The sequence below is a fragment of the Acidimicrobiales bacterium genome (assembly GCA_016794585.1).
Classification (GTDB): domain Bacteria; phylum Actinomycetota; class Acidimicrobiia; order Acidimicrobiales; family DATDAH01; genus JAEUJM01.
Genome location: JAEUJM010000009.1, coordinates 13,845 through 34,696, shown reverse-complemented (window position 1 = coordinate 34,696; position 20,852 = coordinate 13,845). Strand labels below are relative to the sequence as shown.

Sequence of the window (20,852 nt, the reverse complement as noted above, 5' to 3'; positions counted from 1 at the left end):
GGTGCGTACCCGTTCCTTCAGACGCCGCTGCCCGGCGCGCCGCCCGCGGGGGGACCCGCGCCCTGCGCGACCGGCGGGTTGGCCGGGGGGCCACCCTGGGTCTTCTTCTTGCTGTTCGCCCGGGCGACCAGCACGACGATGAGGACGATGAGCACGACGGCGATGGCTGCGATCAGGATCCAGGGGAAGCTCGAGCTGGACTCGTCCGGCACGAGGTCGGGCTCCTCGGTCGCGAAGACCGGCTCGGGCGTCGACTCCGGCAGCTCCTCGACGGCCTCCTGGAGGGTCGCCGAGCTGTCGACGAAGTCCTCGTTGCCGGTGGCGGCCACGTCGTAGACGCAGGTCTCGACGGCCAGCGGGTCGTCGACTCCGGCGTCCTGGCAGGCCTGCGTCGCCTCCTCGACCGCGGCGGGGTCGAGGTCGTCCGGAGTGACGAGGTCCTCGGCGGCGCCGGGTGCCGGTACGGGCGCCTCGCCGACGCTGACCAGCGACTCCGGCTCGGGGACCCGCCAGCTGTCGGCGAACCGACGCACCTTGTTCTCGTTCGCCGGCTGCTCGATGACCGTGCCGTCGCGGAGGGTCATGTCGTTGTCGGGGTCGCCGTCGAGGTTCCCGAGCACGCCCTCGAAGGTCAGATCGCCGCCCAACCGGACGACGCCGATGTCGAGGTGCGAGTCCCGCTTGAACAGGACCCGGGCCGCGGTGTTGCCGTCCGGCCAGTCAATCTGGAAGTCGTTGGGCTCGGTCTCCTCCGGTCCGATCGTGCTCTGGGTGATCGAGCCGGAGACGAGGCCACCCTGCGGCAGGTCGAGGGGACCGTCGGGGAGCGGGGTGTCGACGCCGTTGACGAGCAAGGTGGGTTCCGGGTTCAAGTAGAACTCGAGTGAGTCACCGGCGACGTTCATCACCGTGGCGGTGTTGATCGACACGCCGGGACGGATGTCGAGCGCCTCCTGGCGGGACTGGATGACCACGCTGCCGTCGGTGGACTGCAGGAGGACGAAGTCGCCCACATCCTGGATGTCGAACACCAGGGCGTCCGGCGTCCGGAAGTGCACGTCACCGAAGCTGCCCGGGGGAATCGGCTCCGGCGGCACCTCAGTGGTCGTGGTCGTGTCCTCGACGATCGTCGTGGGAGGGGCGTCTTCCTCGACCGGCACCTCGGTGCCGTCCAACGTGATCGTGGCGCTCTGCAAGGTGTTACCGGGGTTGCAGTTGTCCATCTGGACGATCACGACCCGGTTCTCGCCTTCGACCAACTTGTCGGCGAGGTTGCCGGTCTGGGTGCCGCCGCTGTCGGCCAGCACGGTGGCGTCCGAACCCGGGGTACCGGCCTGGTTGGCGCTGTTGAAGATCGAGATCTGGGCGGCGTCGTCGATGTTGACGAAGTCGACCGTGAACGTGCTCGGCGTCACGCCGGGCGGCACGGTGATGGTGGTCTCGAAGTAGGTGTAATCGACGCCCGTGCCACAGCCCGTGAGCCGCGAGGCCTGGCCGCCACCGAAGTTGGGGTCGGTCTGCCCGTCGAACCCGATCACATCGGGATCGGGGGCCGACTGCCAGCCGGGGTCGGCGGCGTCGGGAATCGAGGCGTCGACGAACCACGGCTCCGCGTCGTTGATGTCGGTCTGCCCGTTCGACGGCGCACCGTTCGGCGTCGGCGGGATGAACATCCGCCACGGCGATCGGTCGATCGTCACGGTCTGCGCCGAGCTCATCGTCGTCGTGACGAGCGAGGCGAGGCCGACGGCCCCCACCAGCATCCCCGCCACGGCAGCCCTGCGCCATCGGTTCCGTTCCATGGTCACCCGCTCTCTCTTGGTACCGCCCGCGATGGCCGCCGGAGAACTCCGACTGCCTTGTCAGTCACAACAGACAGGCGCTCCACCTCTGGAGTTACCTGCGCCCTGTTACAGAGGTGTGACGCTGGCCCGATACGTCCTCGAGTCGGGGTCCCACCGGTGCTTCCGCCACAGTCGACCCCCGCCCGCGGGACGAGGAAGCGCAGACCCTAGCGGGCGGCCCGCCCTCGCGGGCGGCGCGACGTGCCGCCGATGGCCACCGGCGTCACCTCGACTGGCCGACCCCATACCGCCCGCAGAGAGCGGCCCTGGCCGGGGCGGCTCAGATCAGAGATCGCTGATGGGCACCACGGAGCAGGTGATGGGGCTGGGGCGCTCCTCGGCGAGGAAGAACCGCCAGAAGATCGAGCCGCTGGTGTGGCCCTCGGTGTCGAGCCAGTTGGGGACGCCGGGGTCGCGGTTGGCGATGACGATGCGGTAGCTGCCGTCGGGCTCCAGCTCGAGCTGCGTGCGGTTCAGCGAGGTCTGGTGCGAGCGGTACTCGTAGGTCTGCATGTGCTTGTTCCAGAGCATCACGTTCACGAATGCCGCCGGCGGGATTGTCCCCTCGAGCACCAACGCCTCGTCGTCGCCGAGCTCGTAGGGCCCCATCGAGTAGTGGGCGTCGACCGCGCCCAGCACGTCGATGCCGGCGTCGCGGAAGCTGAAGGGCTGCGGCAGCTCGTTGGGCGTCCGGGACACGAAGGGGATGTCCGGCATCTCGGTCGGCGGCGTCATGCCCGAGGTCTTGGAGGCGACGAAGGTGGCCACCCCGGCCAAGCGCTCGGCGATCGCGTCCTGCGTCCACGTGGGTGCCGGTCCCGGGTCCTCGACGGGCTCGATGCGCAAGACGACGTGGACGTCGGGGTCGGACGCCGCCGGGGTGGGCCGCTCGAAGTAGTGGCGGGTGACGACGGAATGGGCGTCGGGCGCCGTCTGCAGCCAATTGCCGGCGAAGCCGTCGGGCCTCGGCTCGGGGCTGACCGTGATCTCGTAGCTCTCGCCGTCCGCCCCGTGGACGAGGGTGGTCTCGTTCACGTCGGCGATCACCCGCTCGGCGTTGGCGTCGTTGGGGTCGCCCCCGTGGACCGTGAAGGAGAGGTAGCCCTCGCCGGTGTTGCGCCCGGTGACCCGGTACTCGCGGTCGCCCCGGATCTTGGTCCAGAAGTAGACGGCGTCGGGGTTGTCGCCCTGCATCTTGCGGAAGGGCGAGACGATGCGGGTGAACAGCGGCCGCTCGGGGTCGCTCTCGAGGTGGTGGTCGAGGCCGACCGCCAGGAGGTGCCCGAGGTGACGGAACCCCTCGGCCCGGTCCTGGTCGTTGAGGTCCTGGGCGTCGAGCCACTCGCCGAGCCCGATCAGCTCGTCGAGCATCGCCCGGTACGCCGCCCCCGCAGTCGATGTCATGGCCCCATCTTGGCCCGGCCGCGGCGAGCGTGGGGCCGGTGGGCGATGATGGTCCTCGCAGCCGCGGCATCGACCGAGCCGCGAACCCGGGGGAGGGCCTGTGTCCGACGCGACCACCATCCACGACGTCGTCATCACGGGCGGCACCGTGCTCGACGGCACCGGCGCCGAGGGCGTGCGGGCCGACGTGGCCATCGACGGCGACCGCATCACCGCGATCGGCGACCTGGCCGGCGCAACCGGGCGGTCGACCATCGACGCCGCCGGCCTCGTCGTCACCCCGGGCTTCGTCGACCTCCACACCCACCTCGACGCCCAGATCGCGTGGGACCCTTGCATGACGTCGTCGTCGTGGCACGGCGTGACCACGGCGCTCATCGGCAACTGCGGCGTGGCCTTCGCTCCGGCCGCTCCCGGCGAACGTCGCTACCTGGCCGAGATGATGGAGAGCGTGGAGGACATCCCCCACGAGGCGATCCTCGACTCGCTGCCGTGGGACTGGACCACGTATCCGGAGTACCTCGACTCGGTGCAGCGGATGCGGCCGGCGCTGAACGTCGTGGGCCTGGTCGGCCACTGCGCGGTCCGCCACCACGTCATGGGCGAGCGCTCGCTCGGCGACGAGCCGCCCACGCCGGCCGAGCTCGACCGGATCGGCGCCATCGTCGAGGAGTCGGTGGCCGGCGGGGCGGCGGGCTTCTCCACCTCCCGCCTGACCGGTCACCGGGTGCCCGACGGCCGCTGCGTCCCGGGGACGTTCGCCCCCGACGAGGAGCTCTTCGCCGTCGCGTCGGCCATGAACCGGGCCGGCGGTGGGATCTTCCAGGCCGTGCTCAACGAGACTCGGACCCGGGAGGAGTTCGACCTGCTCTGGGAGATGGCCGGGCGCGCCGGCGACGTCCTCTTCTCCGGCGCCCTCGGCAACAACCCCGAGCGGGTGCCCCGCATCCTCGAGCGCTACGACGACTTCCTCGGCGGCGTGCGCGCCGACGCCGGCCGCATCACCGCGTTGGGCATGACCCGCCCGAGTGGGCTGCTGCTGGGCCTGCACCAGCTGACCCCGGCGTGGGGGCCGGCGTGGAAGGAGCTGATGGCCCTGCCCACCCTCGCCGACCGGGTGGCGGCCCTCCGCGAGCCCGCCACCCGCCGGGCGCTGGTGGCCGACGGCGAGGCCAACGGCATCAGTTTCGGCGCCGAGCGGGTGCGCCCCCTCGGCACCGCCCCGCAGCCCGACTACGTCGGCCCCACCTTGGCCGAGCTGGCCGAGCGGGCCGGCGTCCACCCCGTCGAGATCGTGCTCGACCAGCTGCTCGAGACCGAGGGCCGGGCGCTTTTCTGCGTGGCCTTCTTCAACGACGCCCACGAGCACCTCGGGGAGTTCCTCGCCCTCGACGGCGTCCTGCCGGGCCTCGGCGACGCCGGTGCCCACGCCGGCCAGATCTGCGACGCCGACGCGCCGACCCACTACCTCACCTACTGGAGCCGCGAGCAGGGCGCCGCTCCCCTCCCGGACGCCGTCCACCGTCTCACCGCCAAGCCGGCGAGGGTGCTCGGCCTCGTCGACCGGGGGACACTCCGCGCCGGCGCCTACGCCGACGTGAACGTCTTCGACCCCGAGCGCCTCTCCTACGGCTACCCGCAGTACTCGAACGACATCCCGGGCGGCTCCGGCCGCTTCAGCGTCGGCTCGTCGGGCTACGCCGCCACCCTCGTCAACGGCGTCGTCGTCACCGAAGAGGGCGCCAACACCGGCGCCCGCCCCGGCACCGTCCTCCGCGAGTTCTCCCGGGATTGAGGCCCGGGGCGGCCCGCGGGCTCGGTCGTCGAGGAGGAGATCCACGCCTCGATGAACGCGCTGCCCGACGGCCGCTCCCATCGGCTACGGGCCGTACGAGGGGTCGGGCTCCGTCAGTGGCCGCGAGCGATCTCGTCTGCGAGCGCCTCGAGGTAGGGCAGGGCGGCCTGGTCCTTCGTCCGTCCCGCCGCACGCTTCGAGGCGATCACGTCGTCGAGCGCCGCGACCCGCACGACGACGCCTCCACCGACATCGATCGCCGACGCCCTCGGGGACAAGTCGTCGAACCCCTCGTCGAATCCTGACGGGCGGATGGTGAGGTCCACATCGCCGGCTTCTGTGGTCAGGTTCAGCATCATCGGCATGGCTGCGAGGAAGGCACCGGTGCAGGGGAAGTCCACGCCGCCCGGTTCGCCCGCCGTACGGATCCGTGCCCCCAACTCGTCGAGCGCTGCGGCCAGGCGGTCGAGGTTGTCCGGCGCCCGCGACGGCGTGATGTCGACGTCTTCGGTGGGCAGCGTCGACCCGTGGGCGACGGCGGCCATGCCGCCGACGAGGACGTAGTCGACGTCGTGATCGGCCAGCGTGCGGACGATGCGATCGAAGTCGAAGTTCATCGGGCGTCGCCACCTCGGGCCCGAAGTCGCCGCTGCTGGTCGGCGACCCCGTTCATGTGGCGGATCCGTGCGTCGGGTGACCGCGCGAGCGCCCGGCGGATCTGGGCGCGGTCCACGCCGTCGTCGGGCGGCGATGACGTCCCGAGTGCCTCGCCGAGCAGCGAGCGGATCACCGAGGCACGGGATCGCCCGAGTACGCGAGCGCGACGGTCCACCTCCGCCAGGAGCTCCGGCGTCAGGCGGACGGCCACGCGATCACCAACGGCGGGACGACCCGGAGGTCGCCGCTCCGTCATTGCGACGGTCGATGATCCCATGGCGCCAAGTTTACGGCGCCGTCAATTCTTCTCCAAGCCGTCCGTGCGAGGAAGCGACGATCGCCATCACCGGGTGGCGCCAGAGCCGGGGCCTCCCCCCGCTGAGCGACGAAGCACCCGATCTCGTCGGCGAGCCTCACCGCGCGCGTCCTACGGGGTGATGACGGTGATCCCGGCGACGGGGGCCTGGTCGAAGCGGGGCAGGAGCGCCGCCGCCTCGACGAGGTCGATGGTGCGCTCGATCAGGCGCTGCGGTTGCAGGACGCCCTCTTCGACCAGCGCCAGCAGCTCGGGGTAGTCGCCCGCCGCCATCCCGTGGCTGCCGAGGAGGTCGAGCTCCCATCCGATCACCCGGGCCATCGGCACCCGGGGATGACGTCCTTCGACCGGCGGGAGCAGGCCGACCTGCACGTGCCGGCCCCGCCGTCGCAGCGAGAGGATCGCGTCGGCGCAGGTCGCCTCGCTGCCGACCGCGTCGACCGCTACGTGGCTGCCGCCGCCGGTCAGGTCGGCGAGGGCGGCGGGGACATCGGCGCCGTCCGCGAGGACCACCTGCTCGGCGCCGAGCTCCTGTGCCAGCGCGAGGGCGGCCGGATTCCGGTCGACGGCGACCACGCGGGCACCGAGCGCATGGCCGATCATGACCGCACTGAGCCCGACCCCGCCGGCGCCCACGACGGTGATCCACTCGCCTTCCCGGACGCGGGCCCGGTGGGCGAGCGCACGGTAGGCAGTGGCGAACCGGCAGCCGAGGCTGGCCGCGGTGGCGAACTCGACGTCGTCGGGGACCCCCACCAGGTTCACGTCGGCGGCGTGGAGGGCCACGTACTCCGCGAACGAGCCCCAATGGGTGAAGCCGGGTTGCGTCTGGTGCGGGCACACCTGGGCGTCGCCGGCTCGGCAGTACTCGCACCGGCCGCACCCGCACACGAACGGGACGGTCACCCGGTCCCCGGCCTTCCAGTTCCGGACCTCGGGGCCGGCGTCCACGACCACGCCGGCCAGCTCGTGGCCCGGAACGTGGGGGAAGGTGACGTCGTCGTCGTGGCCGGCCCAGCCGTGCCAGTCGCTGCGGCACAGCCCGGTCGCCAGGACCTGCACCACCACGCCCTCCTCGGGCGTCGCCGGCTCTGCGACCGTGCGCACCTCTGGGCGGGCCCGGGCCGCGTCGATGACGACGGCGCGCACGTCCTCAGGCTCCGGGTTCCGGTTCCGGCCCCGCCGTGGGCTCACCTGCGGCCTCGTCCCGCTCGGCCCAGTCCAACAGCGGGTCGATCGCGAAGATGGCGTCGTCGATGCCGGCGTGGAGGTCGCCGACCTCGGCGAAGCGGGCCGGCACGGTCGCCACGGTGAAGTCCTCCGCCTCCACGTCGTCGACCTCGTCCCAGGTGATCGGCGTCGACACCGTCGCCGCCGGCAGCCCCCGCACCGAGTACGCCGCCGCCATCGTGTGATCCCGGGCGTTCTGGTTGTAGTCGACGAACAGCGCGGCCGGGTCCCGGTCCTTGCGCCACCACGTGGTGGTGACGTCGTCGGGCGCCCGGCGCTCGACCTCTCGGGCGAAGGCCAGCGCGGCACGCCGGACGTCGGCGAAGCCGTGCTCGGGCGGGATGCGGACGTAAATGTGCAGCCCGTTGCCGCCCGAGGTCTTCGGCCAGCCCACCGCGCCGAGCTCGTCGAGCACCTCGTGGACCACCCCCGCCACCCTGCGGGTGCGGTCGGGCGGGCAGTCGGGCATCGGATCGAGGTCGATGCGCCACTCGTCGGGCTGCTCGACGTCGGCCCGCCGGGAGTTCCAGGGGTGGAACTCGACGGTCGACATCTGCACCGCCCAGATCACGTGCGCCAGCTCGGTCACGCACAGCTCGTCGGCGGTCCGCTTGTAGCGGGGGAAGAACACCTCCACGGTCTCGAGCCACGGCGGGGCGCCGGCGGGCACCCGCTTCTGGTGCACCTTGTCGCCGGCGAGGCCCGAGGGAAAGCGGTGCAGCATGCACGGGCGCTCCCGCAGGGCGTTCACGATGCCCGGCCCGACCGCGAGGTAGTACTCGACAAGATCCAGCTTCGTGGTCCCGGTGTCGGGGAAGTAGATCCGGTCGGGATTCGAGACGCGCACCGTGCGCTCCCCCACCTCGACCTCCACCGCCGGCGCCTTGGCAGCCATGGGGCCACCGTAACGACCACCATGGAGAGGCGAGCGGCCACGCGTGCCGGCGGGAAGGTCAGTCCGGCACCGGCACCGAGAGGAAGCCGGGCCGGTACAGGTACGCGTTTCGCTGCCAGAGGTCGAACCGGCCGCCGTTCGAGAGGGACACGACCATCCTCCCGTTCCCGGCGAGGTACGGAAGCAGGTTCGCGTGGTAGTTGCCGCATTCGCCGGCGCAGCGCCGCAGGCCGAACACGTCGATCGCCTGCACCTCCGTCCAGGGCCCCTGCGGCCGGCTCGCCCGGTCGACGTGGATCGCGAAGCCCCACCAGTCGTCGATCTTCGTGACGTTCACGTACACGTCGCCGAAGCGCTGGACGTCCATCGGGTTGGCGTGGCCGCGGGTCATCACGGGCGCCGCCCCGTGCCGGTTCGTGGTCCACCTGGTGCCGTTCCAGTACGTCGGCGCGACGTCGAAGCGACCCCTCGGCACGCGGCCGAGGTACGACAACGGCATGCAGCCGGCGTCGAACTGACCGGGGCCGTCCACCTGGTTGACGAACTGCCGGTAGCAGTGGCCGTAGAGGTACGAGTAGTTGGCGTCGCTCACCACCGACCAGCCGTACAGCCGGGTGCCCGCGTTCCTGGCCGGCTCGAACGACAGGACCCGCATCGTGGACGGCTGCACCCGCGCCACCCACGTCCCCACCGGTCGGGCGCCCCACGTGGCCCCGGTGCCGTTGGGGTTGCTCATCTCGGCCACGAAGATCCACAGCGCCCCGTCGGCGCCGATCTCGCCGTCCATCGGCCAGAACCAGCGGCGCAGCGGGGTGGTCAGGGACGACCCGATGAAGTTGCGCATCCGCGGCCCACCGACGAGCGACCAGCAGTTGCCGGTCTGCACGAGGCCGGCGTTGTGGGCCGCTTCCTCCAAGCTGTTGCGCAGGTCGTTGTCGTTGCTGAAGAACATGTCCTGGAACAGCCACAGGTTCCGGCCGCCCGGCAACGCATACACCCGCTGGTAGTCGCCCCCGCCGAAGCCGCGTGCCGTCGCGGTGCGACCGACGCCGGGCCGGGTGAAGATCTCGTTCAGCTTCGTCGCCGAGAGGTTCCTCGCCGTGCACGCCGCCTCGGCCGGCGGCGTGCCGCGGCCCTCCAGGGCGACCAGCGAGCCGACGGCGACGAGCACTGCCACGATCGCTCGGGCGCGACGACGAACCATGCTCCGTCTGTCGGCAGGGAACACGCCCTCGTTGACGAGCCACACCGGCGAGAATGGGCCACCCCGGGAACGGATTGCGCCGAGTTCGGAACGTCTCGACGATCGGCGAGCTAGGAGGCCAGTCCGTCCACCATGCGCGCGAGATCGCCATTCGTAGGCGATCGGGATCGTGGTCGAGTCGGGCGGCACGAGCCTGCCCGGCGAGTCCGCCGGCACCCAGTCGGACCAGGTGGTCATGCAGGTCGGCCCGTTCTTCGGAGTTCGCTTCCTCCAGATCGGCGAGGAGCGCGAGCGCACCGAAGGCCTCGATGAGCCGAACGACATCCTCGCCGTCGCTGGCTCTCTTCTCCGGTGTGCGGAAGTCCAGGGCGACGTTCGCCACCTTCCCGGCGAAGAGCGCGCCTGCCGACGGCAGCCGGACCATGCAACCGTCGGCATCCGCCTCCGAGACCAACCGCACCCACTCCGCACTTCGTGCCAGCAGCAGGCCGAACGGTGGGACGAGCAGCACGAGTCCGTCAGGATCTTCGATGCGCTCATCCACTCGGCCGGGTCGGGCGACGTCGACCCCGTCGGGGAGAAGGTCCACGAGCAGTGGGAGCCCCTCGAGGCGACAGGGATGCTCCGGATCCGCCTGGATTGCGTCCACGGCGGCGAGCGCATCCCGAGCGGGCCGAGCATCGCCACGGAGGAGAAGGTCGAGGTCCCCGGTGGGCCGAACCGCCGCTCGGGCCATGCGCAGCCGACACCGGACCGCCCAACCTCCGACGAGCACGACTCCCCCGGGTAAGGCGTCCACGACGATCCGAAGACTTGCCACGACCGCATCAGGCGCAGCGATCGAGATGTGCGTCGCGGGCGTCTGTTCGCTCATTCAGCTTCCCAGCCGCTTGTCAGATCCGTCAGGTGGGGTGCCAGCACCTCACGGCCTCGTGGCGTCGCCGCGAGTTCGAGTGCGCTGACCAGAGCAGGAACGGGACCGGCGGTGAACGGAAAGTCGACCACGGCGATTTCCCAGTCCGACTCACCGCCACTCACCAGGAACCCGCCCGCGTCCGCAAGCAGGCCCGGGGCGTCATCGAGGCGGCGAACATACAGCCGGGGCGGCGCTTCCCACGCCGTGTCGGTCCAGAGCCGAAGGGCCGGGCCCCCGCCCACCGGCAAAGCATCGATCGGCGGCCGTCCCCCGATCACGCTGGCGGCGGGAGCCGGCCAGTGGCGGCCACCTTCGAGCAAGAGATCGAGGGTCGGTCGTAGTCGACCCTCGCGACCCTGACTCACCTCCCCGACGACGAGCCCGAGCTGGCGCAAGCGCCGCACGACCTGACTCGCCAGCGGACGACTCGCCTCCGCCCGCTCCGCCAGGTCGGCTACCGACTGCGGGCGCCCACCGTGCAGGAGCAGCGCCACCGTGACGGCCAGACCCTTGCCGGCGAACGGGTTTCGGCCCTGGGCCGTCGAAAGCCTCGGCACGGCGACTGAATCGGCACCCATGGTCAACTATTTACTCGTCGCATGATCTGTAAATACTATCTGATCCGGCGGGCTCGTTCCAGCAACCGGTTGGTAGGTTGGGGATCGCAGGGCGGTCGGGAATGGATTCGGCGGATTCGGGAACGCGTCGCCCAACGCGCTGGGCCGAGACCGACCGCTGGTCGGTCAGTCGCACCTATAAGTGTTCCTTGGTCTTGGCCGAGAACACTTATAGGCTGGCGACATGGCAGGTGTCGTCACGCCGGGGGCGGCGGCTCGCAAGTGGGGTGGGGGCACGGCCGCCATCGCACGACTGCTGATCGCAGCGGACGTTCCACTCACCGGCGTCTCGATCGCTCGCGCGGTCGGTGTCACCCAGCCTCGTGTCTCTCAAGTTCTCCGGGGGTTCGCCCTGAGCGACGCCGTGGAGGCCGTCGATGGCGGCTACCGGGGGCACCGAGCGAAGCTGTTGGACCTCTACCGCGATCGGTCCCGCCCTTCGCTCGTGGAGCCCGAGTCCTACTGGTACGGCATCCACCCGATCATCGAACAGGCCAACCAGGCGATCGAGCTCGCCGGCGACGGCCACGTGGCGATCGCGTTCTCCGCCGATCTCGCCCCTGACCTCCTCGTCCCATGGCGTCATCCGACGCTCACCGTGGTCTATGCCAGCGAGTCGCTGCCCTTGGACAACGTCGGCCTCGTGCCCGCCGAGGGCCGTGCCGACGCGTCGATGATCGTCCGCTGGACCCACGATGAAACCTTGTTGTCCGGGCCGCCGGGACCGCGCCTCGTCGAGGGCATCCCGATCACCGATCCGGTCCAGCAATGGTGGGACCTCCTCGACCTCGGCGGGGAAGACCGGGCAGAGGCCGCCGATCGCCTACGCCAGGCGATCATCGACCGCACCCTCGGCGCGACCCCGTGACGACCGGGCGGGTCGTGCTGGCCAGCCTGTCCGCGGCGATGGACGGCGGGTTCACCGCCATCGCCGACGTCAGCAGCGCAATGAGGGCCGTTGGTGCCGCACACGAGCACCGCCTGATCGGGGGAACCGCGGTCCTGCTCCACGTGCAGCGGCTCGGTCTCGACCTCCCGTTGCGCGCGACCGGCGACGCCGACTTCGGGATGGCCCCACACGTGCTAGCGCGACCCGAACTGGCCGAAGCGATCGAAGCCCTCGGGTACACCAAGACCTTCGGCAACCGCTGGGAACGGGCCCTCGATGACCGGCGCGTCGCCGCAGTCGACCTCCTCGTGCCGGCCTACACCTCCCACGCCCGCCGAACCGTCAAGGTCGGCGACGTGACCACCACCGAGGTCCCCGGTCTCGCCACCGCCCTTCGCCGTGCTGGTGTGGCCATCACCGCGGAGCTCCGTCTCACCGACGGCCCCGCACTCACCACGACCGTGGTCCTCCCGGACGCTGCGAGCATCCTCGGGTTGAAAGCGCACGCCCGCACCGTTCGGGACGAGAGCCGCGACGCCGACGATCTCTGGCGGTGCCTCGAGATCGCGGCGGCCGATGACGCCACCCCGGACGCCTTCGACACCGACCCGGCACTCAATCGACTCCGGGCGCTCCTGTGGCGACAGCTCGGACCGGGCGGAACCGCGCTCCCCGCGCTGACCCGCGACCTTCAACCAGACGCCGCCGCACGACGACGGACCAGGATCCGAGCGCTCCTCGCCGAAGTCGTCGGCCCACCTGACTGACGAACACCGCTGGACGAACCGGTCGCGGAGACCGATACCGTCGCCGCCGCCATGAACCTCATCCCGTCGATCGCGCGCCTGGTGCTCAACCGCGGCCTCGACGACACCCTCCTTCTACGACGGGCCCACTCCGTCGGCCACCGCCGCCAATGGATCAACCTGCTCGGCTTCGCCCTCATGGTCAACTCCCTCGCGCTGATGGAGCACCGAAAGCCCCAGCTGCTCGCCGCGTAGTATCCCGATCCGAACAACCTTGGATCGGGGCTCGTGCGCGCCCCGAGTCAGGTCGGCGGGGAACAGATCCTCGTTCTCGAGTGACAGCGGCGACAATGGGCCGACTTCCAGTACCGACAAGCCCAGGAATCGCCGCCGCACCACCTTTTCTGCCACCTTTTCGACAACCCCCGCCCGCGTGGGGACGGTAGAAATCGTTTGGGCGTTGGGATCGCAGGCGGGTCGGGAACGGATTCGGCGAATTCGGGAACGTGTCCGCGAGCTCGGCGTGGAGGCATCCGGGTCGCCGGTGAGATGAGCACCTGACCCTCGGGCACGACACGGACCTCGCCCCTACACTGGCGAGCGAGATGTCGACTCCGGACCGCGCACGAGAGCAGGACGAGTGCCTCGAGCTTCCCGTCGAGGAGCTGCTCCGGCGCGCCAAGCCGCATCCGCCGTACGGCACGCAGGTCATCGACGACCTCACCGCCGAGGAGGCCGACGCCTTCCTCGCCGCCGTGTTGAACTGACGGTGGCCACCGAGCATCAACGGGGTCCAGTCGTCGTAGACACGGACGTCTACAGCGCCCGGCTGATCCCTGACTCGGCGCTTGCCCGCCGGTACGAGCCGCTCCTGGTCGGGTGGGTCGAGTTCGTGTGTTTCCAGACCGTGGGCGAAGTCCGCTACGGCGCTCTCCTCCGAGGGTGGGGTTCTGCTCGCCTACGACGGATGGAGGCCGCGCTCAGTCGCATCGAGATCGTGTACGCGGGCCCCGATCTCATCCGAACCTACGCCGAGCTCCGCGTCGCTTGTCAGCGCGCCGGCCACGCGCTCAGCCAGCGTGACCACGACGCCGACCGATGGATCGCCGCCACCGCCATCCGGCTCGGCATCCCACTCGTGTCGAACGACGGTGTCTTCAAGGACACACCGGGACTCGTCTTGGAGACGAAGCCGACCTGACATCGGGGCTCCCGACCAGCGCCCCGACACCGGACTGGCACTGGGGGCCCTACGGGTGGGGCGTGACTACCGTCGCTGCCGCCATGAACCTCGTCCCGTCGATCACCCGTCTGGTGCTGTGCCGCCTCGGTTGGCTGTTCGCCGCCGGCGACGATCGCGACGCCGAGATCCTCGCCCTGCGCCACCAGGTCCTCGTCCTGCAACGCCAAGTCGCCCGACCGGCCTTCACCGAGACCGACCGCACCATCCTCGCCGTGTTGTCCACCGCGTTCGACCGGGCCCGGCTCCGCGAGGTGTTCCTGATCGTGCAACCGGCCACCGTCATCGGCTGGCACCGCCGCCTCGTCACCCGCCGCTGGACCCAACCGCCGAGCCCGAGGAGAGGGCGGCCGCCTGTGCACGCCCAGATCCGCCGCCTCGCCATCCGCCTGGCCGGCGAGAACCCGACCTGGGGCTACCGGCGCATCCACGGCGAACTGACCCGCCTCGGCCACAAGATCGCTCCCTCGAGCGTGTGGAAGGTCCTCCGCGGCGCCGGCCTCAACCCCACCCCGAACCGGACCGGCCCGACGTGGGCGCAGTTCATCCGATCCCAGGCGCGGGCGGTGATCGCCACCGACTTCTGCTGCTGCGTCGACACCGCCACCCTCCGGCGCCTCCACGTCCTGTTCTTCATCGAGATCGGCGCCCGCCGAGTGCACCTCGGAGGGATCACCACCAACCCCACCGGCGCGTGGACCCACCCAAGCCGCCCGGAACTTCCTGATGAGCACCGACCGGCCGTACCGGTTCGTGATCCACGACGGCGCCGGCCAGTACTCCCCCGCCTTCGACGCCGTGTTCAACGCCGCCGGGATCGAACCCATCACCACCCCACCCCGAGCCCCCATGGCCAACGCCTACGCCGAACGCTGGGTCCGCACCCTCCGCCACGAGCTCCTCGACCGCACCATCATCTGGAACGAACGACAACTCCGCCGGCTCCTCACCGACTACCTCGACCACTACAACTGCCACCGCCCCCACCGCGCCCTCGATCAGCGTGCTCCTCACGACGCCGCCGGCGAGGTTGTCACCGCGGCGCCCTTCGGGCGCGACGTCGAGCGGCGCAGCACCTGCGCCGGGCTCATCAACGAGTACCGCGTCGCCGCCTGAACCACGACATCAGCAAGACCCACCCTCGGCGAGGCCAAGGACCAGGTGCAACGCTCGGACCAGCTCGAGCCCCGTGTCGGCGCCGAGCAAGTAGGAATCCTCAGCAGGCCTCCAGAGACGTAGATCCACCCGCGCGCACAGACCCCCGCACTCCGCAGGTCAGCGGGACAGTCGGATACGGCGAGCGCGCTCCCGGGGTCAGGCCGAAAGACCCCACCCGTCACGCCGATGACTTCTCGGCACCTACAGGCCGAGCAGCGCCGGGAGAAGACCACGCTCGTCGAAACCAAGACCGTCGGCGGCCGGACCGTCAACCTGTATGCCCGAGGCGGCACCCTGGGCGTGGGCCAGCTTGACGACCAGGGTGAGCTGCAGTTCACCCCCCTCGCTCGGATCAGGACCCATCGGACTGCCGGCAAGAGCGGCCTGTACCGCTGGTACAACGACTACCGGCTCCCCGATGGCGGCCAGGTCACCGTCCGCCTCCACGGCACCGACGAAGACAAGGCACGGCGGTTGAACCGGGCCGAGAACGTCCGGCCCATCCCACCCACCGACCCCGACTTCGAGACGCTGTTCCATCAGCGCAACGACGCCGAGTCCATTAACCGGGCCCTCGACGACACGTTGCACCTCCGTCGAGCCCACTCGGTCGGCCACCGCCGCCAATGACTCAACCTCCTCGGGTTCGCCCTCATGACGAACTCACTGACCCTCGCCGAACACCGACGAGCCGGTCCCCCACTCGAACACGCCGCCTAGGCCCACCAACCCCGGACACAGGTCCAGGGCTCGAGCGCGCCCCGAACCCGGCGAACGGACCGCGAGACGCCTCCTAGGCTGGCCAACAGCCCGGATCCACGTCCTCCGGGCCCCCGCCGGCGCCCGAGGTCGCCGCCGCACCACCTTTTCTGCCACCTTTTCCACAACCCCCGCCCGCGCCCGCGTGGGGCCGGTAGAAATCCCACGGGGCAAGGGACCGCAGGTGGGGTGGGAACGGATTCGGCGTAATCGGGAACGGGGCGATTCGGGTGACTGCCCTGCTCGGTCGGTTGCGCCACACGGGTAGCCTGTGGGCGATGGCGAACCGTCTCACGATCAGCGCAGAGCTGGCGGCAGTGGTCGCGCGCGCCAGGCGGGCCGCTGGGGACGCCGGCGAGTTGCGGTCGAGTCCCGCCGCCCCTCCGAGCTCGCCGCTTTCACCTGAAGCCCGCGCGGCGCTCGCGGAGTGGCGCACGAGCGGTGACTACGACCGGGCCGTCGCCGAGATCGTCGCGCACGACCCCGATCTCGCTACCCAGTAGCGCCTGCCCATGGCGCTCGTCATCGACGACCGTCTCCTCATCGACGTCCTGGCCGACAACCACGACGACTGGCTCCGACGTGAGATGCAGCACTCCGCCGTGTACACGACCGGCGCCTGGTACTACCGGGTCGCCAGCGCTGCGCATCATGGATCGGGCACCGGTTCGCTCTCCGGACGTCTCGGTCGACTCGATCCCGAACAAGAGCAGGCCACGTTGGCCCGCATCGATCAGCTCCCAGACTGGATCGGCCTCATCGGGCCTCGACTACTGATCCCGGTGATGGCCGCCCTCGACACCCGCCGACGACCAAACGTGCTCACCGCCGAGGCGCTCGCCCTCGCCGTGGTCACCGACAGCTCGATCGTCGTGACCGTCGATGCGCCCCTGCTTCGGCAATGCTCCCAAGATCTCGGGATCACCTTCCGCGTGGCCACCTGAGAGCGAGAACAGCCCGTCGAGGAGGCCCCTCCCACGACGACAACTCAGAGGTACCGTCGCCGGCCATGTGCCTCGTGCCTGCGCTGACCAGGCTGGTCGTGTCCCGCCTTGGTTGGCTGTTCGCTACCGGCGATGAGCGTGACGCCGAGATCCTCGCCCTGCGCCACCAGGTCCTCGTGCTGCAACGCCAGGTCGACCGACCGAGGTTCACCGAGACCGACCGCACCATCCTCGCCGTGTTGTCCACCGCCATCGACCGGACGCGCCTGCAGGAGGTCTTGTTGATCGTGCAACCGGCCACCGTGATCGGGTGGCACCGCCGCCTCGTCGCCCGCCGCTGGACCCAGCCCCCCACCCCGACACGTGGGCGGCCGCCCGTGCACGCCGAGATCCGGCGGCTCGCCATCCGAATGGCCGGTGAGAACCCGACCTGGGGCTACCGGCGCATCCACGGCGAACTCCACCGTCTCGGCCACAAGGTGGCCGCCTCGAGCGTGTGGAAGATCCTCCGCGACGCCGGCATCGACCCCACCCCCAACCGGACCGGGCCCAGCTGGGCGCAGTTCATCCGCACCCATGCCCGAGCGGTGATCGCCACCCACTTCTGCTGCGTCGACACCGCCACCCTCCAACGGCTCCACGTCCTGTTCTTCATCGAGATCGGCACCCGCCGGGTGCACCTGGCCGGGATCACCACCAACCCCACCGGGGCCTAAACCACCCAAGCCGCCCGCAACCTCCTCTACGAGCTCCCCGACGGGTTCCGGTTCGTAATCCACGACGGCGCCGGCCAGTACTCCCCCGCCTTCGACGCCGTGTTCGAGGCCGCGAGGGTCGAACCGATCACCACCCCACCCCGCGCCCCCATGGCCAACGCCTACGCCGAACGCTGGGTCCGCACGCTCCGCCACGAGCTCCTCGACCGCACGATCATCTGGAACGAACGCCAACTCCGCCGGCTCCTCACCGACTACATCGACCACTACAACGGTCACCGCCCTCACGGATCCCTCGCCCAACACGCCCCAGACGACGCTGTCGACGCCGTCATCGAGCCGCCCTTCGGGCGCAACGTCGAGCGGCGCACCACCTGCGCCGGGCTCATAAACGAGTACCGCACCGCCGCCTGAACCACGCCAGCGGGCGGACGCCTTCGCGGTGCTGCCTGAGGCTGAACGAAGCGCCCCGAGACCCGCTCGACCCCGAGCCGGCAGCCAAGCAGTGGTCTGCTCGGCGCGCCTGCGGACGACGGAACTGTGACACGCCGAGACGAGTGCTACCCGGCGGGCCAGCCGCCATCCGCGCCAGCGAGCGGCACTGTCAAGCAGCAGGGCGAACCGCCCACAGCAGCGCCGATGACTTCTCGGCACCTACAGGGCGCCGACCACCGTTGATCGAGCCTCGTCCGTCAACGCTTCGAGCATGAACACCTCACCTTCTCCTTGTCACTGCCCCGCAGCCTCGACCGTATCGAAGCGATCATGGGTAGCTTCCCTACAGGCGAGTGACGTGCAGACGAGATCGCTGACGACCCTCTGAGCGACCGCCCAAGCCAGGCGGATCATGTTGAGCACGGGGCGCTCGACTGACGCGAAGGCCGGCGCCCTCGCATGGGCGCTTGCCTCGTGGTCGGCGGAGTCGATCTATGTCACCGTAGAAGACACGCACTGCTGCCTGGACAGGTCCTCACGGCAAGACACCGAGTGTTGAACTAGTACAGTGCACGATGTACTATCTGTCGCTGTGCCTGCGGTCTCTGTCGACCTGGATGCTCTGGCGAGAGTTGGGCGTGCCCTGGCTGACGACACCCGTCGGCGACTGCTCGTCGCCATCCTGGATGGGCACCATTACCCGGCAGAGATGGTGGCCGAGCTCGGCCTCACCAAGGCCAACGTCTCAAATCACCTGAGCTGCCTGCGGGGTTGCGGGCTCGTCGTGGGGACGCAGGAGGGTCGTCGTGTCCGGTACGAGCTCGCCGATCCCCGGCTGGCCCACGCCCTCGCCGACTTGGCCGGGCTCGTGTTGCTCGTGGACGACCCCGATTGCCAACAGGACGTCGCTCGATGAGGGCCACGATGCCGACGGCAGCTCGTGCGGCCTTCGATTCCGAGATCGCAGCAGCGGGAGCCGCCTGGGACAACGACGCCGCGTGGGCCGCGCTCGAACGGGCCCACATCTTGTCGCAGCCGTGGGCTGGGCCCCACGTGCGGTGCCATGTGGCCATGCTCGTGCTGGCGTGTCGCACCCGGGACCTTCGAGAGGTCGCGGGCCAGCTCTACCGCACCGTTCTCGCAGGTCCGGGCTCACTGGCGGGGCGCATCCCGGTCGGCAACACGGGCCGGGCCCGTGTCTCGGCCTTCCGGGCCATGCCCGTCCCGTCAGATCTCGCCGCCCTGCTCGACGCTGATGACGCTGACCGGCGTGGGTGAGCAAAGCGAGTTCTGCGCATGACAGCGACCGAACCCCACGCCGACAGTGAGGCAGCGCTTCGTCGACGAGGGCTTCGGTTGGCCTACGCCACCATCGGGTGGAACGTGGTCGAGTGCGTGATCGCTGTCGGTGCGGGTGCTGCGGCCGGTTCGATCGCCCTGGTGGGCTTTGGTCTCGACTCTGCGGTGGAGGTCGGCAGCGCGTCGGTGATCGTCTGGCAGTTCCGGGCAGAGCAGCGCCACGGTGTCGATGAGCGGAGAGAGAGGTCGGCGCTAAGGCTCATCGCGGTCAGCTTCTTCCTGCTCGCGGCCTACGTCGGCGTGCAGTCCGTGTTGGACCTGCTCGGTGCCGGTGAAGCCGCCACCTCGACGGTAGGGATCGCTCTGGCCGCGGTGTCATTGGTGGTCATGCCCGCGCTGGCCGTGATGAAGCGCCGCACAGGCACGGCGCTGGGGTCGCGCACACTGGTTGCCGACGCCGCCGAGACCTTCTTGTGCACGTACCTGTCGGCTGTCCTGTTGATCGGACTTCTGCTCAACGCCACGGTGGGGTGGTGGTGGGCTGATCCTGTCGCCGCGCTCGTCATCGCGGGCCTAGCGGTGAAGGAGGGGCGCGAGGCCTGGAAGGGGGAGGACTGCTGCTGAGCGAGCTTGGGCGCTCCCGCCACTGGTCGGCGGGGGCGATGCTGGTAATCAGCGTTGGCGGCATGTCGCTGGTGGGTGTCCTGGCACCGATGCGAGCCGGCGCCCATGGCGCTCTGGCGCCATTCAGCTGGTGGATTCGAGCACGCCCGGTGAGCTGCAACTCTTCGTACAGGTGTGCGTGGCGCATCGGACGAGCACGATGCTGGCTCAGCTCCCGTAACTGCGCAGGCCTCGGAGCTGATGGAAGTGCGGTGCAGCCCATGGAGGTCGACTCGGATGAAGGTCTGCGCTCGGCGACCATCGACCTCCCCGAACCAGGCTCGTGGACGGCTGTCGCGGAAGCCGCCGACCCGCCGCGTCCTTAGTGGTGCCGGTGACGATCGGTGCTGCCGAGGCGATCTCGTCGGCGCAACCGCTCGCCCTCGGGACGTCCTCAGCGTTCTCGTGCCGCGCACAGGAACGAAACCTCCCGACATGGGTGACCGTCGTCGGCGCCACTCTGCTGGCTGCGGTCGTGTTTGGGCGTTGCACGTCCTCCTCAAGCGCAGTGCATCGACCGCCGACGGCGCGGCCTGAGGTGCTAGTAGGTTGAGGTCGATGCGCCTGCCTCGCGTGTGGACGTTGCTGCTCATCCCGGGAGGGATGGCGGCAGGTCACGTGCTGGGGTACGCGTTGGCTGGCGCGTTGGGTGCGTCGCCAGCCACTTCCTCACATCATGGCTACGTCGGAGATCTGCTCTTCGTGGCCGTCCCGCTCACCGCGGCGGTGCTCGTACGAGGCTTTCTCAGTGGGTTGCGGGACGAGCTGCCACCGGTGCGCTTCAGCCTTCTCGCGCTCGCCCAGATCACGCTGTTCCTCTCGGTTGAGCTGATCGAGCACTCGTCGGCGGGGATCGGGGCTTGGGCCACTCTCGCCGAACCCGCCGTGCTCTGTGGGCTCGCGGGGCAGCTCGTCGTGGCCTGGCTGATCGTCCTCATCGTGCGGGCTTCACACCGGGTAGGTTTGATCGTTCGTGCACCGCGGCCAGCGCTGCCGCGCGGTCACGCACGTCGGCGGTGGGGCCGCTCCATCGTTCCCCGCGGTTCTTTCGAGGTGTCCGTCTGGTCCCTGTCGAGACGAGGCCCACCGCTGGCGGCCTAAACCGCCGCTTTCGCCGCTTCGGCG

At 70.2% G+C, this 20,852-nt stretch carries 22 protein-coding genes and 2 pseudogenes; 16 read left to right on the top strand and 8 right to left on the bottom strand.

Going from position 1 to position 20,852, the window contains the following annotated elements; translation table 11 throughout:
• Window positions 1-17: 17 nt before the first annotated feature.
• Both JNK12_03410 and JNK12_03405 read right to left on the bottom strand, forming a co-directional pair.
• A complete protein-coding gene (locus JNK12_03410) occupies window positions 18-1,802 on the bottom strand; it encodes a hypothetical protein (protein ID MBL8774947.1) in 1,785 nt (594 codons plus the stop codon).
• Between the two features lie 327 nt (window positions 1,803-2,129).
• Window positions 2,130-3,248 (bottom strand): DUF1214 domain-containing protein, encoded by a 1,119-nt coding sequence (locus JNK12_03405; protein ID MBL8774946.1) that lies wholly within the window; start codon window positions 3,246-3,248, stop codon window positions 2,130-2,132.
• Window positions 3,249-3,348: 100 nt separating this feature from the next.
• Here JNK12_03405 and JNK12_03400 point away from each other — a divergent pair, with 100 nt between their 5' ends.
• Window positions 3,349-5,043: an amidohydrolase family protein gene (locus tag JNK12_03400; GenBank protein ID MBL8774945.1), complete on the top strand. Its 1,695-nt coding sequence runs from the start codon at window positions 3,349-3,351 to the stop codon at window positions 5,041-5,043.
• Between the two features lie 113 nt (window positions 5,044-5,156).
• Here the strand turns inward: JNK12_03400 and JNK12_03395 are convergent, their stop codons facing one another.
• The 5 genes from JNK12_03395 to JNK12_03375 form a co-directional block, all read right to left on the bottom strand.
• Window positions 5,157-5,660, bottom strand: a complete 504-nt coding sequence (locus JNK12_03395; protein ID MBL8774944.1) for a hypothetical protein — start codon at window positions 5,658-5,660, stop codon at window positions 5,157-5,159.
• On the bottom strand, window positions 5,657-5,911 hold the full coding sequence (locus JNK12_03390; GenBank protein MBL8774943.1) for a ribbon-helix-helix protein, CopG family: 255 nt from the start codon (window positions 5,909-5,911) through the stop codon (window positions 5,657-5,659). Before JNK12_03390 ends, JNK12_03395 begins: the two co-directional genes overlap by 4 nt.
• A gap of 216 nt (window positions 5,912-6,127) precedes the next feature.
• Window positions 6,128-7,165 carry a zinc-dependent alcohol dehydrogenase family protein gene (locus tag JNK12_03385; GenBank protein ID MBL8774942.1) on the bottom strand — a complete coding sequence of 346 codons (1,038 nt, stop codon included), beginning with the start codon at window positions 7,163-7,165 and terminating at the stop codon, window positions 6,128-6,130.
• Between the two features lie 4 nt (window positions 7,166-7,169).
• Window positions 7,170-8,141: a non-homologous end-joining DNA ligase gene (gene ligD, locus JNK12_03380; protein MBL8774941.1), complete on the bottom strand. Its 972-nt coding sequence runs from the start codon at window positions 8,139-8,141 to the stop codon at window positions 7,170-7,172.
• Window positions 8,142-8,199: 58 nt separating this feature from the next.
• Window positions 8,200-9,345: a hypothetical protein gene (locus tag JNK12_03375; protein MBL8774940.1), complete on the bottom strand. Its 1,146-nt coding sequence runs from the start codon at window positions 9,343-9,345 to the stop codon at window positions 8,200-8,202.
• Between the two features lie 169 nt (window positions 9,346-9,514).
• Between JNK12_03375 and JNK12_03370 the strand changes: the two genes are divergently transcribed.
• Complete coding sequence (locus JNK12_03370) at window positions 9,515-10,135, top strand: hypothetical protein (GenBank protein ID MBL8774939.1); 621 nt, start codon at window positions 9,515-9,517, stop codon at window positions 10,133-10,135.
• Window positions 10,136-10,215: 80 nt separating this feature from the next.
• Here JNK12_03370 and JNK12_03365 read toward each other — a convergent pair whose 3' ends face one another.
• Window positions 10,216-10,845, bottom strand: a complete 630-nt coding sequence (locus JNK12_03365) for a winged helix-turn-helix transcriptional regulator (GenBank protein MBL8774938.1) — start codon at window positions 10,843-10,845, stop codon at window positions 10,216-10,218.
• A gap of 217 nt (window positions 10,846-11,062) precedes the next feature.
• On the opposite strand from JNK12_03365, the gene JNK12_03360 reads away from it, so the two are divergent.
• From JNK12_03360 to JNK12_03295, 14 genes and pseudogenes are all read left to right on the top strand, one after another.
• Window positions 11,063-11,746, top strand: a complete 684-nt coding sequence (locus JNK12_03360) for a hypothetical protein (GenBank protein MBL8774937.1) — start codon at window positions 11,063-11,065, stop codon at window positions 11,744-11,746.
• Window positions 11,743-12,534, top strand: a complete 792-nt coding sequence (locus JNK12_03355) for a hypothetical protein (GenBank protein MBL8774936.1) — start codon at window positions 11,743-11,745, stop codon at window positions 12,532-12,534. Before JNK12_03360 ends, JNK12_03355 begins: the two co-directional genes overlap by 4 nt.
• Window positions 12,535-12,585: 51 nt before the next feature.
• Window positions 12,586-12,768, top strand: coding sequence for a hypothetical protein (locus JNK12_03350; GenBank protein ID MBL8774935.1), 183 nt, complete (start codon window positions 12,586-12,588; stop codon window positions 12,766-12,768).
• Window positions 12,769-13,118: 350 nt separating this feature from the next.
• Window positions 13,119-13,280 (top strand): hypothetical protein, encoded by a 162-nt coding sequence (locus JNK12_03345; GenBank protein ID MBL8774934.1) that lies wholly within the window; start codon window positions 13,119-13,121, stop codon window positions 13,278-13,280.
• 2 nt (window positions 13,281-13,282) lie between these two features.
• A complete protein-coding gene (locus JNK12_03340) occupies window positions 13,283-13,714 on the top strand; it encodes a PIN domain-containing protein (GenBank protein ID MBL8774933.1) in 432 nt (143 codons plus the stop codon).
• 83 nt (window positions 13,715-13,797) lie between these two features.
• Window positions 13,798-14,869 (top strand): annotated as a pseudogene (locus JNK12_03335) (transposase).
• Between the two features lie 228 nt (window positions 14,870-15,097).
• On the top strand, window positions 15,098-15,541 hold the full coding sequence (locus tag JNK12_03330; protein ID MBL8774932.1) for a hypothetical protein: 444 nt from the start codon (window positions 15,098-15,100) through the stop codon (window positions 15,539-15,541).
• Between the two features lie 407 nt (window positions 15,542-15,948).
• On the top strand, window positions 15,949-16,173 hold the full coding sequence (locus JNK12_03325; GenBank protein MBL8774931.1) for a hypothetical protein: 225 nt from the start codon (window positions 15,949-15,951) through the stop codon (window positions 16,171-16,173).
• Between the two features lie 9 nt (window positions 16,174-16,182).
• Window positions 16,183-16,614 (top strand): hypothetical protein, encoded by a 432-nt coding sequence (locus JNK12_03320; GenBank protein MBL8774930.1) that lies wholly within the window; start codon window positions 16,183-16,185, stop codon window positions 16,612-16,614.
• Window positions 16,615-16,679: 65 nt separating this feature from the next.
• Window positions 16,680-17,744: pseudogene (locus JNK12_03315) on the top strand (transposase).
• A gap of 613 nt (window positions 17,745-18,357) precedes the next feature.
• Window positions 18,358-18,681, top strand: coding sequence for a winged helix-turn-helix transcriptional regulator (locus tag JNK12_03310; protein MBL8774929.1), 324 nt, complete (start codon window positions 18,358-18,360; stop codon window positions 18,679-18,681).
• On the top strand, window positions 18,678-19,043 hold the full coding sequence (locus JNK12_03305) for a DUF3703 domain-containing protein (GenBank protein MBL8774928.1): 366 nt from the start codon (window positions 18,678-18,680) through the stop codon (window positions 19,041-19,043). Before JNK12_03310 ends, JNK12_03305 begins: the two co-directional genes overlap by 4 nt.
• 78 nt (window positions 19,044-19,121) lie before the next feature.
• On the top strand, window positions 19,122-19,688 hold the full coding sequence (locus JNK12_03300; protein ID MBL8774927.1) for a cation transporter: 567 nt from the start codon (window positions 19,122-19,124) through the stop codon (window positions 19,686-19,688).
• A gap of 597 nt (window positions 19,689-20,285) precedes the next feature.
• Window positions 20,286-20,828 carry a hypothetical protein gene (locus tag JNK12_03295; protein MBL8774926.1) on the top strand — a complete coding sequence of 181 codons (543 nt, stop codon included), beginning with the start codon at window positions 20,286-20,288 and terminating at the stop codon, window positions 20,826-20,828.
• The last annotated feature ends 24 nt before the right edge of the window (window positions 20,829-20,852 follow it).

What these genes read in the sequence shown, in the direction of transcription:
- JNK12_03410 (MBL8774947.1), bottom strand. Translation starts at nt 1,802, where the DNA reads ATGGAACGGAACCGATGGCGCAGGGCTGCCGTGGCGGGGATGCTGGTG.
- JNK12_03405 (MBL8774946.1), bottom strand. Translation starts at nt 3,248, where the DNA reads ATGACATCGACTGCGGGGGCGGCGTACCGGGCGATGCTCGACGAGCTG.
- JNK12_03395 (MBL8774944.1), bottom strand. Translation starts at nt 5,660, where the DNA reads ATGAACTTCGACTTCGATCGCATCGTCCGCACGCTGGCCGATCACGAC.
- ligD (MBL8774941.1), bottom strand. Translation starts at nt 8,141, where the DNA reads ATGGCTGCCAAGGCGCCGGCGGTGGAGGTCGAGGTGGGGGAGCGCACG.
- JNK12_03375 (MBL8774940.1), bottom strand. Translation starts at nt 9,345, where the DNA reads ATGGTTCGTCGTCGCGCCCGAGCGATCGTGGCAGTGCTCGTCGCCGTC.
- JNK12_03360 (MBL8774937.1), top strand. Translation starts at nt 11,063, where the DNA reads ATGGCAGGTGTCGTCACGCCGGGGGCGGCGGCTCGCAAGTGGGGTGGG.
- JNK12_03350 (MBL8774935.1), top strand. Translation starts at nt 12,586, where the DNA reads ATGAACCTCATCCCGTCGATCGCGCGCCTGGTGCTCAACCGCGGCCTC.
- JNK12_03345 (MBL8774934.1), top strand. Translation starts at nt 13,119, where the DNA reads ATGTCGACTCCGGACCGCGCACGAGAGCAGGACGAGTGCCTCGAGCTT.
- JNK12_03330 (MBL8774932.1), top strand. Translation starts at nt 15,098, where the DNA reads ATGACTTCTCGGCACCTACAGGCCGAGCAGCGCCGGGAGAAGACCACG.
- JNK12_03325 (MBL8774931.1), top strand. Translation starts at nt 15,949, where the DNA reads ATGGCGAACCGTCTCACGATCAGCGCAGAGCTGGCGGCAGTGGTCGCG.
- JNK12_03320 (MBL8774930.1), top strand. Translation starts at nt 16,183, where the DNA reads ATGGCGCTCGTCATCGACGACCGTCTCCTCATCGACGTCCTGGCCGAC.
- JNK12_03305 (MBL8774928.1), top strand. Translation starts at nt 18,678, where the DNA reads ATGAGGGCCACGATGCCGACGGCAGCTCGTGCGGCCTTCGATTCCGAG.
- JNK12_03295 (MBL8774926.1), top strand. Translation starts at nt 20,286, where the DNA reads ATGCGCCTGCCTCGCGTGTGGACGTTGCTGCTCATCCCGGGAGGGATG.